Source organism: Pseudomonas sp. Tun-23181, assembly GCF_057415455.1.
Genome location: NZ_CM171630.1, coordinates 2,076,004 through 2,089,554, shown reverse-complemented (window position 1 = coordinate 2,089,554; position 13,551 = coordinate 2,076,004). Strand labels below are relative to the sequence as shown.

General features: G+C 50.2%; 12 protein-coding genes. All 12 read left to right on the top strand.

Annotated elements, in window-relative coordinates:
• The first annotated feature begins 118 nt into the window (after positions 1–118).
• The 12 genes from rpsA (at position 119) to ACDI39_RS10045 (ending at position 13,548) form a co-directional block, all read left to right on the top strand.
• Positions 119–1,795, top strand: a complete 1,677-nt coding sequence (gene rpsA / locus ACDI39_RS10100; RefSeq protein WP_225788218.1) for a 30S ribosomal protein S1 — start codon at positions 119–121, stop codon at positions 1,793–1,795.
• 324 nt (positions 1,796–2,119) lie between these two features.
• On the top strand, positions 2,120–2,416 hold the full coding sequence (gene ihfB / locus ACDI39_RS10095; protein WP_225788217.1) for an integration host factor subunit beta: 297 nt from the start codon (positions 2,120–2,122) through the stop codon (positions 2,414–2,416).
• Between the two features lie 19 nt (positions 2,417–2,435).
• On the top strand, positions 2,436–2,699 hold the full coding sequence (locus ACDI39_RS10090; protein ID WP_225788216.1) for a lipopolysaccharide assembly protein LapA domain-containing protein: 264 nt from the start codon (positions 2,436–2,438) through the stop codon (positions 2,697–2,699).
• 103 nt (positions 2,700–2,802) lie between these two features.
• Positions 2,803–4,242: an MBL fold metallo-hydrolase gene (locus tag ACDI39_RS10085; RefSeq protein WP_486538553.1), complete on the top strand. Its 1,440-nt coding sequence runs from the start codon at positions 2,803–2,805 to the stop codon at positions 4,240–4,242.
• A 261-nt stretch (positions 4,243–4,503) separates the two neighbouring features.
• Positions 4,504–5,568 (top strand): LPS O-antigen chain length determinant protein WzzB, encoded by a 1,065-nt coding sequence (locus ACDI39_RS10080; RefSeq protein ID WP_486538551.1) that lies wholly within the window; start codon positions 4,504–4,506, stop codon positions 5,566–5,568.
• 293 nt (positions 5,569–5,861) lie between these two features.
• Entirely contained in the window at positions 5,862–7,133 is a 1,272-nt protein-coding gene (locus ACDI39_RS10075; protein ID WP_486538549.1) for a lipopolysaccharide biosynthesis protein, read from the top strand.
• Complete coding sequence (locus tag ACDI39_RS10070) at positions 7,108–8,298, top strand: hypothetical protein (RefSeq protein WP_486538547.1); 1,191 nt, start codon at positions 7,108–7,110, stop codon at positions 8,296–8,298. The genes ACDI39_RS10075 and ACDI39_RS10070 overlap by 26 nt, the downstream gene beginning before the upstream one ends.
• A 149-nt stretch (positions 8,299–8,447) precedes the next feature.
• Positions 8,448–9,527 (top strand): non-hydrolyzing UDP-N-acetylglucosamine 2-epimerase, encoded by a 1,080-nt coding sequence (gene wecB / locus ACDI39_RS10065; RefSeq protein WP_486538979.1) that lies wholly within the window; start codon positions 8,448–8,450, stop codon positions 9,525–9,527.
• A 40-nt stretch (positions 9,528–9,567) separates the two neighbouring features.
• Entirely contained in the window at positions 9,568–10,824 is a 1,257-nt protein-coding gene (gene wecC, locus ACDI39_RS10060; RefSeq protein ID WP_486538545.1) for a UDP-N-acetyl-D-mannosamine dehydrogenase, read from the top strand.
• 281 nt (positions 10,825–11,105) lie between these two features.
• Positions 11,106–12,323, top strand: coding sequence for a glycosyltransferase family 4 protein (locus ACDI39_RS10055; RefSeq protein ID WP_253168335.1), 1,218 nt, complete (start codon positions 11,106–11,108; stop codon positions 12,321–12,323).
• The gene (locus ACDI39_RS10050) at positions 12,320–12,913 is read left to right on the top strand and encodes a sugar transferase (protein WP_225788208.1); all 594 of its coding nucleotides are present in this window, start codon (positions 12,320–12,322) and stop codon (positions 12,911–12,913) included. The genes ACDI39_RS10055 and ACDI39_RS10050 overlap by 4 nt, the downstream gene beginning before the upstream one ends.
• Positions 12,913–13,548: an acetyltransferase gene (locus ACDI39_RS10045; RefSeq protein WP_225788207.1), complete on the top strand. Its 636-nt coding sequence runs from the start codon at positions 12,913–12,915 to the stop codon at positions 13,546–13,548. The genes ACDI39_RS10050 and ACDI39_RS10045 overlap by 1 nt, the downstream gene beginning before the upstream one ends.
• Positions 13,549–13,551 lie beyond the last annotated feature (3 nt).

Here is a 13,551-nt window from a genome sequence, read left to right as displayed (position 1 = left end):
GGAAGGCAGGCAGGGTCACCAGTCAACGTCCTGCCGGTCTTCCTTTACATGAACGAAACCCACATTGTCTGGAATGTGGCGATGGGCGTCTGTTTCGCCCGAATCTACAGGAATTAAAATGAGCGAAAGCTTTGCAGAACTCTTTGAAGAAAGCCTGAAAACCCTCAATCTGCAGCCGGGCGCGATCATCACCGGTATCGTTGTCGACATCGATGGCGACTGGGTTACCGTTCACGCTGGCCTGAAGTCCGAGGGCGTCATCCCGCTCGAGCAGTTCATCAACGAAGCTGGCGAGCTGACCATCAAGGTCGGTGACGAAGTTCACGTTGCGCTGGACGCGGTCGAAGACGGCTTTGGCGAAACCAAGCTGTCCCGTGAAAAAGCCAAGCGCGCCGAGTGCTGGATTGTTCTGGAAGCAGCTTTCGCCGCCGAAGAAGTGGTCAAGGGCGTTATCAACGGTAAGGTTAAGGGCGGCTTCACTGTCGACGTTAACGGCATCCGTGCGTTCCTGCCAGGCTCCCTGGTCGATGTCCGCCCTGTGCGCGACACCACCCACCTGGAAGGCAAAGAGCTGGAATTCAAGGTCATCAAGCTGGACCAGAAGCGCAACAACGTTGTCGTTTCCCGTCGCAGCGTGCTGGAAGCCGAGAACAGCGCCGAGCGCGAAGCCCTGCTGGAAACCCTGCAGGAAGGCCAACAGGTCAAGGGTATCGTCAAGAACCTCACCGACTACGGTGCCTTCGTGGACCTGGGTGGTATCGACGGCCTGCTGCACATCACCGACATGGCTTGGAAGCGCATCAAGCACCCGTCGGAAATCGTCAATGTTGGCGATGAAGTCGACGTTCGCGTCCTGAAGTTCGACCGTGAGCGCAACCGCGTTTCCCTGGGTCTGAAGCAGATGGGCGAAGATCCATGGGTCGCCATCACCTCGCGCTACCCAGAAGGTACCCGCGTACAGGCTCGCGTCACCAACCTGACCGACTACGGCTGCTTCGCCGAGCTGGAAGAAGGCGTCGAAGGTCTGGTACACGTTTCCGAAATGGACTGGACCAACAAGAACATCCACCCGTCGAAAGTCGTTCAGGTTGGCGACGAAGTGGAAGTCATGGTTCTGGACATCGACGAAGAGCGTCGTCGTATCTCCCTGGGCATCAAGCAGTGCAAGTCCAACCCATGGGAAGACTTCTCCAGCCAGTTCAACAAAGGTGACAAGATCACCGGTACCATCAAGTCGATCACCGACTTCGGTATCTTCATTGGCCTGGAAGGCGGCATCGACGGCCTGGTTCACCTGTCCGACATCTCCTGGAACGAGTCCGGCGAAGAAGCCGTACGTCGCTTCAAGAAGGGCGACGAGCTGGAAACCGTCATCCTGTCGGTCGATCCAGAGCGCGAGCGCATCTCCCTGGGTATCAAGCAACTGGAAGACGATCCGTTCTCCAACTTCGTTGCTCTGAACGACAAGGGCGCTATCGTCAAGGGTACCGTCAAGGAAGTTGACGCCAAGGGCGCCATCGTCACCCTGGCCGACGACATCGAGGCTACTCTGAAGGCTTCCGAAATCAGCCGTGACCGCGTCGAAGACGCCCGTAACGTGCTGAAGGAAGGCGACGAGATCGAAGCCAAGATCATCAGCGTCGACCGCAAGTCCCGCGTCATCAGCCTGTCCATCAAGTCGAAGGACGACGCTGAAGAGCGCGAAGCCATCCAGAGCCTGAAAAACGCTCCGGAAGCGGCTGCCGACACCACCATGGCTGCGCTGCTGCGCGAAGCGATGGCCAAGCAGAACTAAGTTCTGTTTGATCGGTAAAAAAGGGCGACCTTCGGGGTCGCCCTTTTTTTTTGAGCTTTGTTGCGGGGTGGATAAGGGCGTCGTGGGTTTTGGTCGGCAAATCGAGCGCCGCCCGCGCGATCTCGCAGGCACCATGCGCCTTAAGGTGTGCCCCCCCTCGGCCCCAACCCAATCCCTGCCAAGCCCATCCAGTTCAAGACATATTTCACTTCGTTCAATCTTGAATTTTTTTATTAAGTCAAGAACCACCCTGTTCAAATCTGCCGTACCGTGCTACAAACTGGTTAAGCAATGATCTAGCTGCTTGATAACGAAGGGAAAAATATGACGAAGTCGGAGCTGATCGAACGTATTGTCACCCATCAGGGGCTGCTCTCGTCCAAGGACGTGGAGTTGGCCATCAAGACCATGCTTGAGCAGATGTCACAATGCCTGGCCACTGGCGATCGCATCGAGATCCGTGGTTTTGGCAGCTTTTCCCTGCACTACCGGGCGCCACGGGTAGGTCGCAACCCCAAGACCGGCCAGTCGGTGAACCTCGAAGGCAAGTACGTGCCACACTTCAAGCCAGGCAAGGAACTGCGCGACCGGGTCAACGAAGAAGACCAGGTCCCGCACTGATCGAAAAAGGAACAGCCTGATGCGTAACCTCAAGCGCGCCATCGCGGCGTTGTTCGTGCTGCTGTTGGCGGCAGTGGTCCTGTTCTTCGTTCTGGAGAACCAGCAAACGGTATCCCTGATGCTGTTCGGCTGGTCGGCGCCGGCCGTGCCGGTGGCGATCCTGGTGCTGGCAGCATTGGTCGTCGGCCTGGCCGTTGGCCCGTTGCTGGGGGCTTATGGCGTATTGCGCAGCAAGCGCAAGATCCGAGCTGCTGCGCGCGAGGCGGCGCTGTCTCGTAGTTAAAGGGCTTTTCCTATGCTGTTTTGAGAATCCTCTGACGTAAGTGCAGGCAGAGGCATGGAGTAATAGGGCGCTTCACTTCTCGCACCCGAAAGGCATCAGCAGCATGGCATATCCCGCCCTTGCGCATCATGGCGGCACCCGGGGTGTCACCGGTTCCTGCCACCAGTTGCACCTCGACAGCACTACCAGTCTCCTGATCGACTGCGGCCTGGAACAAGGTGCCGAAGCCAGCCCCGAGGGTGAGTTTTCATCCCTAGGCTTCGCTATCGAAGGCATTCAGGCCCTGGTCATCACCCATGTCCACCTCGATCATGTGGGCCGGGTCCCCGCGTTGCTCGCCGCCGGTTACCGCGGCCCGATCCTCTGCAGCGAACCCTCGGCGGTGCTTCTGCCGCTGATTCTCGAAGACGCCTACAAGCTCGGCATCAGCAGCGAACCCACCCACGTGGCCCGTTACCTCGAGTTGTTGAATGGCCTCATCGAGCCCGTGCCGTTCGAACAGTGGTACCGCGTCGTCGACCGTGAGGGGCTGCAGTGCCGTATACGCCTGCAGCGTGCCGGCCACCTGCTCGGCTCGGCCTATGTGGAGTGCGATGTGCGTTACACGCAAGGTGAGCCAAGTACCCGTGTGGTCTTCTCCGGCGACCTCGGCGCCCCCTGCAATCCTTTGCTGCGCCCCCTGCAGCCTCCGGAGCGCGCCGACCTGTTGGTGCTGGAAAGCACCTACGGCGATCGTCTGCATCCCGACCGTAGCGAACGCCAGCAGCGCCTGGAGGCCGCCATCGATCGCGCCCTGGCCGACCAGGGTACCATTCTCATCCCTGCGTTCAGCCTTGGCCGTACTCAGGAGCTGCTGTACGAGATCGAAGACATCCTTCATCGCAAGGCCTTGCTGACTAGCCCGACCGAGAAGGCTGACGGCGATCCTCTGGACTGGTCCCAACTCCCCATCATCCTCGACTCGCCCCTGGCTCAACGGGTGACTCGGGCATATAGGGCGCTGCACCAGTACTGGAATGACGAAGCCAGGCAGCGGCTGGGGGAGGGGCGTGATCCTCTCGGGTTCGGTCAGTTGATCTGTGTCGACACGCATGCCAGGCATCAGCAGGTCGTCAATTACCTCAAGAGCACGGGGCGGCCTGCTATCGTTATTGCTGGTAATGGCATGTGTTCTGGTGGGCGAATCGTCAATTACCTCAAGGCCATGCTGGGGGATCCACGGCATGAGGTGATGTTCGTTGGGTATCAGGCCAGAGGGACGCCTGGGGCTTTCATTCAGGCCAGCCAGAAGGCTGGAGGCGTGGTGGGGGTTGACCTGGATGGACGAATGCTTGAGATTCGTGCGAAGGTCATGACGCTGGAGGGGTATTCGGGGCATGCCGACCAGGAAGGCTTGGTGCGGTTTGCTCTAGGGCAAGGCAATGCGGTGAAAAAGGTTGTACTTGTGCATGGTGAGGGGAAGGCGAAGCAGGCGCTGGCCCAGGCGTTGCGGCGGTGCTTCTCGAGGCTGGGATTGGAGCTGGAGATCAGCATACCGGGATGACCGCTTGGCGGAGGGCTGGGGGTTGGTCGGGAAGCGGGGAACTTATTTAGATGCGTTCCCTCTACTGTCGATTATAAAAATTTTGAAGCGAAGCTTAGAGCATCACGAACATTGGAAATTGAAAAAATGTCCTGAGTGTCGGCAAAATGATGTTACATCTCATGGAGACGGCTTGGGGCTGAAATAGTGGGTAGCCCCAGTGATGTCGGCTCCAGTTGGGAGCTTACGCAAACAGACGGACCCCAAGGAAAAGTAGAATAAATGCGCAATGAACGTGAGCGCCTGAGAAGTGCTGATGGTGAGATTGATCTTTTCGAACTGATTGAGGAGATATGGAGGCAGAAGGTGTTGATCATCGTGACAACGGCGATTGTGACGGTGATTGCGATAGCTTACGCCCTGCTTGCGAAACCTGTCTATGAAGCCAAGGCTTTTGTTCAGCCTCCTACGCAGAATGACATTGCCCAATTGAATTTTGGGCGTGGTGGCACCTCTGGATTGAATATCCTCACGGTAAAGGATGTCTATGACATCTACTTGCGAAATCTCCAGTCAGAGTCGCTGCGGCGAGAGTTCTTCCGAAGCATCTATCTGCCAAGTCTGACAGAGAAAGAGCGTACCGGCTCGCAAGATGAGCTGTATAGCCGTTTTCAGGAAGTGCTAGCGTTAGGGGTGGCGGCCAAGGAAACGCCGAATCGGTTTTTCGTAAAAGTTAATGTATCGGATCCTCGACAAGCCGCCGAGTGGGTTGTCCGTTATTTAGAAATGGCGGGTGAACGAGGTCGGACAGAGGTTATCAGGGATGTAAAAGCCGATGCCACAGTCAAGGCAGACAACCTGGAGCAGCAGATTACTGCAGCGCTTGAAAGTGCCAGAAAGCAACGTGAAGATCAGATCATTCAATTGACTGAAGCCTTACGTGTAGCTAAAGCTATCGGTTTGGAAAGCCCCCCGATAATCTCTAACACTTTGTCGAGTGAGGTCTCTGCTGGGATGGACGGCTCGCTTATGTACATGCGTGGTAGCAAGGCCTTGGAGGCTGAGATAGACAATCTACGCAAGCGCACGTCCGATGGTCCGTTCATCAAGGACCTCCGCCAGCAGCAAGAGGCTTTGGCGTTTTACCGGTCCTTGCAGATAGAAAAGGGTGTGATCCAGGTCTACAGGCAGGATGGTGCTATTGAGTCGCCAGACAGGCCTGTAAAACCGAAGAGGCTGATTATCATAACTATAGGGATAGTGATGGGCTTCGGGTTGGGCCTGCTATTCGCTATCTTGCAATATTGCAAGAATGAAATGACTCGGCGAAAAATGGCTCAGGGTTAAGCGAAATGATTGCAGCGCGCTGGTGTAGTACCGCATGAGTAAATGTGAATGAATTCTCATTCGTACCTCCGGGTCAAGGATGTTTCTGGAGTGGGAGCTTTCTCTACTCTGGCGCGTAGCATGTTGTGGTTTCTGTCGACATTGAATGTACGGACGGGACAGTGTTCTCGATTTTTATCTGCTATATAGATTATCGCGTCGACATAGATAGGATGCTTTTCTTTATGACCAATGTAACGCTACCTTGATTAGCTCCCAGAGTGCCAACTTAAGCGGATATTAAGCCATTGGATATGTTACTGGAAAAATTGCTTTCTAATCGGATTTTGCTAAGGTTTTTAAACATTGGTATCCGCGGTGGCACGGTTTTGGGGCGATTCGTGCTAATAATGTTTTTGGCAAAATTTCTACCCGAGGCCGATGTCGGTAAGTTCGGGATATTTGTCGCTACGGTATTATTTTGTGTGCTCTTGGTGAGCTTTGATTTTAATAAGTATATGTACGGAGAGCTGTTTGCGCAAGGAGAAGGTGCCCGAGCTCGAATACTAGGATCGCATTTTAAGACTGTAGCCTGTCTTTACCTTGTCAGTATTCCGTTCTTTTATTTAATATTTTTCGGCGGCTTCATTGAGTTTGACTACATCGTTTATTTCTACTTGACTCTATTTTTTGTAATGGTGTCTCTGGAACTGGAGGCGCTATTGGTTGTGCTTGGTAATCAGCTTTTGTCTAGTTTTGTGTTTTTTACTCAGACATCTGCATGGGTTTTTTTTGTCGTTCCGGTTGTTTATTTCTTTCCCGCTTATAGGTCGTTGGAATTCATATATCTCTCGTGGCTAGGGGGAGCCGGTTTATCTATTCTGATCGCATTGTGTTTTTTAAAGGCTAATAATATAAGGGTGGATTTCAATGGGATGGGAGGGGCTTGGGTTCGCAGTGGTCTGAAAAAAAGTGTAATTTTTCTCTTGTCATCCATCATGTTGAAGTTGTTGTTGACTGTTGATCGGTACGTGATGGAGTATTATTCGACTCCAGAGTTGGTGGGTGTTTATGTGTTTTATATAAGTGTGGTGATGGGGGTGTTTAACTTTCTCGATCCCGCTGTTTTTTCATTTATATACCCGAAGCTTTTGCGCTCCTATAAGGAAGGTAATCATGCTGCTTATGCGGCGGCGCATAAGGAGTTAATATGTTCTACGGCGATTGGAGTGGTAGTGCTTGCTCTGTTTATCGGCTACCTTGTTCCTTATATAATTGAAGTGCTAAGCTTGCATGCATACGAAAAAAATTTAGATAGCCTTTGGCTTGTGATTTTTGCGGCAGCTGTCTTTAAACTTGGGTTCATCCCTCATTATGTTTTGTATAGTCGAGGGATGTTTAACTGGCTTTCGTATTCCAATGCAGCCTCGCTTGTCGCGTTTTTGTTATCGGCATACTGTTTGTCAATGCAGTCAACCATCAGCTTGCTCGCCAGTTGTCTGTTAATCGCCTTTTCTGTTGGTGGTGCTGTGAAACTATATGCGGCATATGGGCTGCGGGATGGGCAAGTTCATAATGTACAATAATAGATGGTTGTCTGGTGAGGCATTACTATTTGGCGGCTTTTTGTTTTTTGTCTACATGCTCGCCAAGGCTCCCTTGCTTTTGGCTGGAGAGATGGATGGTATTCAATTGATCGGCTCTCTATTGTTGATGTTGATGTTAATGTCGATCGCTATTTTGCTGCTGGTGCTCTGTAGGAAAATATATGCCTGTTATTTTTTGACATCGTTTAATTTGTTGTTTTTGTTTAATTTGATGTTTGGGGCTTTTAATGATTTCGGCTTTTTGAAATATGTGTCGCTGTCATTTCTTCTCTCAGTGACAGCCATTGTGTACTGCATACTGCCGAAAAGAAAATCGCTAGGGTCGGTATTGCTGAATTTTGCTGGGTTGTTGGTCTTCTATGGTTGTTTGGCTGTTCTTTGGGGGGGTGCCAAAGGGCAGCAATTTGTATTGCGTGAACCAATTGGGGTAAATGGCCCCATTGTGTTTGGTCAGCTTATGGTTATCGCAAGTGCAATTCTTCTGCTATATGGCAATCGAAAACTAATACTCGCCTCGCTTCCTGCCGCTCTTTCATTGCTATCTTATTCCAAGGGGCCTATTTTGGCGGGAATGTTTATATTGTTTTTGAAGAAAAGAATGTTCTTTATGATGTTGATAGTCCTATCTGTTCCTTTGCTCTTGGTGTTGCCAGGTGAGCTTCTTGATAATAGGGTGTTTCGTTTTTTTGGGTCGCTATATGAGTCTCTCAGTAGTTCGGATTTTGGAATGCTATTCGAAGGCGCGAACTATGGATCGATCGGTGCGCGTCTGGAGCAATATTTGCTTGCTATTAATTTGCTATCTGACTATCCATTGGGTATTGGTATAGGGCAGTGGGCGCTTTTCTCGGAGTATGAATATCCACATAATTATTTAGTTGAGATATTGATAGAGCAAGGGTTGGTTCTAGGTATGGGGTCATTGCTCATGATCGCGTTTTTTTTCACAAAGATACGTGATAGGAATTTAGTTTATCTTTTGTTGATGCTTTTTCTGTTTTCTATGTTTAGTGGTTCGGTGGTGGATAATAGAGGGATTTATCTTATGGTTCTTCTAGGAATGCTCTATCGAGAGGGGAGCAGCCCTGAGCAGAAAGAAATGGAAGTTAGACACCTGGGCTCAGATAGCAAAAGTCTTTGCTAATCATGGGGGAATGCCAGAGAATACCCTCTGGATAGCCGCATGGCTACTGATTCTAGTACTGTTCAAGCGATATAGCGACGTACAATTTTACGGAGGGGTGTGTTGTGAAGACATTGTGTGTATTTGGGACGCGCCCTGAGGCTATTAAAATGGCTCCCCTGGCTATTGCACTAGCCGATGATGGTCGCTTTGAGGCCAAAGTGTGCGTAACAGGTCAGCATCGAGAAATGCTTGATCAGGTGTTGAATCTGTTCTCATTAGAGCCAGACTATGATCTGGATATTATGAAAGCAGGACAGGACTTAACTGATATTACTGTCGCTATTCTTGGTGGTCTTAAAAAAGTATTTATGGATTTTAAACCAGATGTGGTTTTGGTTCATGGAGATACCGCCACGACCTTTGCTGCTTCTCTGGCAGCCTATTACCAGCAGATTCCCGTGGCTCATGTTGAGGCTGGCTTGCGTACAGGAAATTTATTATCCCCATGGCCAGAAGAGGGGAATAGGAAGTTGACTGGAGTCCTTGCGAAAATACACTTTTCGCCGACGGAGACTTCAAAGTCAAATCTTCTTAAAGAAGGGGTTGACTGTAGGGATGTAATAGTGACCGGTAATACCGTCATTGATGCACTGCTTGACGTTATCCATCGATTGGAAACGGATGGCGAGTTAAGGGCTGCAGCCATGAAGCCAGCCGGGTTTCTATCTGATGATAGGAAAGTTGTTTTGGTTACTGGTCACAGGCGCGAAAGCTTTGGCGGTGGGTTCGAAAGAATTTGTCAGGCACTAATTGAATTGGCGAGAAAGTATCCTGAGGTGGATATTGTCTATCCGGTTCATCTGAATCCCAATGTGAGGGAACCCGTCAACCGGCTACTAAATGGTTTGGATAATGTTCATCTTATAGAGCCATTAGACTACCTTCCGTTTGTGTATTTGATGAGCAGGTCTTATGTGATCTTGACCGATTCAGGTGGGATACAGGAGGAGGCTCCTTCCCTTGGGAAACCTGTCTTGGTAATGAGAGATACCACGGAGCGCCCTGAGGCTGTCGTTGCAGGTACAGTTCAGCTTGTTGGGACTGAGACGGATAAAATAGTTTCGCATGTCAGTAGGCTTCTTGATGATGAGGAAGCTTACCAAAAAATGAGTATTGCCCATAATCCATATGGTGATGGGAAGGCTTGTGAAAGGATCATTGAAGCGTTGCTTCAGATTAATTCATGAGCTGACTTGTAAAGTAATCTTTATTTGAGGTTGGTGGATTATGCCTTTTGAAAAAATTTCAGTTGTTGGCCTTGGCTATATCGGTTTGCCAACGGCTGCGGTATTTGCCTCTCGAAAGAAGAGCGTTATAGGCGTGGATGTAAATACACATGCAGTCGATACCATCAATCAAGGTAAGATTCATATCGTTGAACCTGATCTTGACATGCTTGTGAACGCTGCTGTAACTAATGGATATCTCAGGGCGACCACGGTTCCAGAGTCGGCTGATGCATTTCTCATTGCTGTGCCTACACCGTTCAAAGATGATCATCAGCCGGATCTTTCCTTTATTGAGGCTGCCTGTAATGCGATAGCTCCCGTATTGGAAAAAGGGAACTTGATAATTCTGGAGTCGACTTCGCCTGTTGGTACTACGGAACAGATGGCTACTTGGTTGGCTAATAAACGACCCGATCTTACGTTTCCACAGAATCATGGCGAAAATTCTGACGTTCGAATAGCGTATTGCCCAGAACGTGTTTTGCCAGGGCACGTTCTTCGTGAGCTCGTGCAAAATGATCGAGTGATTGGTGGGTTGACGACACGTTGTTCCAAAGCGGCTGTTGAACTTTATAAGACCTTCGTTGAAGGAGAGTGCGTCGTTACAAATGCTCGCACAGCGGAGATGTGCAAGTTAACCGAGAATAGCTTCCGGGATGTTAATATTGCGTTTGCTAATGAGTTGTCGATGATCTGCAATAAATTAGATATTAGCGTATGGGAGCTTATTAAGCTTGCTAACAGGCATCCGCGCGTAAATATTCTACAGCCGGGGCCCGGTGTTGGAGGCCATTGCATTGCTGTTGACCCTTGGTTTATTGTCAGCAAAACTCCGGAAGAAGCAAAACTAATCCGGGTGGCTCGGCAGGTTAATGATAGCAAGCCTGACTGGGTGTTGAATAAGTTAAAGTCTGTTATTGGCGAATTTCTACAGAAAAATCCGAACAAAACAGCTTCTGATGTTACGATTGCTTGCTATGGCCTCGCTTTTAAGCCAGATATCGATGACCTGCGAGAAAGCCCAGCGATGCTTATCGCGAAAAAAATTGCCGCTGAGCACCCAGGCGAAGTTCTAGTCGTTGAGCCGAATATTTCACAGCTTCCCCCAGGGTTGGGAAAGGCTGCTCTGGTCTCATTGACGAAAGCCTTGCAAGTATCTGATATTCAATTACTGCTGGTTGATCACTCCGAATTCAAGAGTGTTGAGGTTTCTAGTGGTTCTTTGGTTGATACAAGAGGTATATGGCAGGACTGAAATTAGGTAGCTGAGGTAGGCGCTATTATTACAGCGCTAGTCCTTGGGGTTTGAACGTGATCGTTGGGTTGCACGATTCGATAACCATGCCGTAATGGTCTGTTGGCCACTCTCAAGCGGTTTAATAGATTTAGGGCGGGTGTCATATGTCGATGAGGCCTACTCGGTTTGAACTGGTGTCAGGTTGAGAGTCGCGTTACTATCTGGCTTAGGACGAGCTTCTGGTATTTATAATGAAATCGATCAACCAGGGTCGCTGATGACGGAGTTTTCTTGAGGTCATGAAGGTTTTATATTTTCATCAACACTTTACAACTCCTCAAGGTGCGTCGGGGATCCGTTCGTACGAGATGGCACGTCGCTTGCTGGCACGAGGGCATCAGGTCACAATGGTATGTGGCAGTTCGGGTGCAGGAAAAACCGGGTTAACCGATCCGTTCAGGCATGGTATGCGCCGAGGATTTGTGGATGGTATTGAGGTTGTTGAGCTCAATCTTCCTTATTCAAATAGTGATGGTTTCGTCAGGCGTGGAGTTACTTTTCTAAAGTTTGCACTACGTAGTGTCAAATTGGCACTGACTGAGAAGTACGACCTAGTATTTGCGACAACAACGCCGCTCACCGCAGGTATTCCTGGGGTATTTGCCCGTTGGTTGCGTGGTAAACCATTTGTATTTGAGGTTCGTGACCTATGGCCGGAACTCCCTAAGGCAATGGGGGTTATTCGCAATCCATTGATTTTGTGGGCCATGTCTGCGTTGGAATGGGTAAGTTACCGATCGGCGCATCGCGTTATCGGACTCTCGCCCGGAATAGTGGAGGGGATTTCTAAATGCGGGGTGCCGTCCCGAAATATAGCGCTTATCCCTAATGGCTGCGATCTTAGTATATTTTCTCAAGATGTAGACCGTTGGCGACCGTCGCAAGTAGGTACGAATGATCTATTGGCCGTTTTTGCTGGTACACATGGAATAGCTAATGGCTTGGATGCTGTCTTGGATGCAGCGATGGAGTTAAAGCGCCGTCATAGAACAGATATAAAAATTGTTCTGATCGGGCAGGGTAAACTAAAGCCGAGTTTGCAGGAGCGTGCTCGGCGCGAAGGCCTGGATAACGTCATATTTCATGAGCCTGTTAATAAGGCCCGTCTGGCTGGACTCATGGCGAGTACGGATGTTGGGTTGCAGGTGCTGGCGAATGTTCCAGCTTTTTACTATGGAACTTCGCCGAACAAATTTTTCGACTATATTGCGTCTGGCCTCCCTGTACTTTGTAATTACCCAGGGTGGATGGCCGACATGATAAAGGATAGTCAGTGTGGATTTGCCGTGCAGCCTGAGCATGCTGGCGATTTTGCAGATGCCCTGGAGAAGGCGGCTGATGATCGTATTGCCTTGAAGACAATGGGGCGCAGGGGACGTACTCTTGCAGAGCGAGAGTTCGATCGTCAGAAGCTCGCAAATCAGTTTGTAGATTGGCTAGAGAGGGCGAGGTCATGAGCAAGCGTATATTCGATATCTTTGCTTCACTCTTCGGTCTTTTTATTTTGGCTCCAGTAATTTTGATAATTTCCTGGCAGGTGAAGAAAAAGCTGGGGGCGCCTGTTTTTTTTCGACAGGTACGTCCGGGGCTGCATGGACGGCCATTTGAAATGATCAAGTTCAGAACAATGCGTGATGCCTATGGAGCTGATGGCAAACCTCTAGCAGATGTAGAGCGAATGACTCCGTTTGGTCAATTCCTGCGCTCCACTAGCCTCGATGAGTTGCCTGAACTTTGGAATGTTCTGAAAGGCGATATGAGCCTCGTCGGGCCTCGGCCCTTATTAATGGAGTATCTACCGCTCTACAACCCATATCAGTATCGCAGGCATGAGGTTCGTCCCGGCGTCACCGGTTGGGCTCAAATTAACGGACGCAATGCATTGAGCTGGCAGGAAAAATTCGAGCTGGATGTTTGGTATGTCGATAACCGCTCTCTATGGCTGGATTTTAAGATCATCCTATTGACGATCAGAAAAGTGGTCCGAAGAGACGGTATTAGTGCGGCTGGAGAAGTTACTGTGTCCAAATTTACAGGCAATCCGTAATGAAGAGGCTTGCTATCCTTGGGGCCAGTGGGCATGGCAAGGTTGTTGCCGATACTGCTGAGTGTTGCGGTTGGGATAAGATAGAGTTCTTTGATGATGCATGGCCTTCATGTAGCGAAAACGGAAACTGGCCGGTCAAAGGCACTACGAAGGAACTGATCGAACAGATCAATAATTTTGACGGTATTGCAGTCGCGATCGGTAATAACGCTGTCAGGCAGGAAAAAATTTCCTTAATTACGCAGATGGGAGGACGTTTACCTTCACTCATTCATCCTATGGCCTATGTGAGTCGCCACGCTTTCATTGGTCATGGGACAGTGGTTTTTGCCGGTGCTGTAGTAAATGCCGGAGCAAAGATTGCTTCAGGTGGCATTCTCAATACAGGCTGTAGTGTTGATCATGACTGTATCTTAGACGAGGCTGTTCATATCAGCCCTGGTGCCCGTCTCGCAGGTGGCGTCGTGGTCGGCGCGCGAACATGGGTGGGCATTGCCGCCTGCATCAAGCAGTTGGTATGCCTCGGTGCAGATGTGACTGTGGGTGCAGGCGCTGCCGTAATCCGTAGTGTTGCTGAAAAAAATACGGTCGTCGGTGTACCAGCTGATCTAATAGAGTCACGGGGTGATAAATAATTA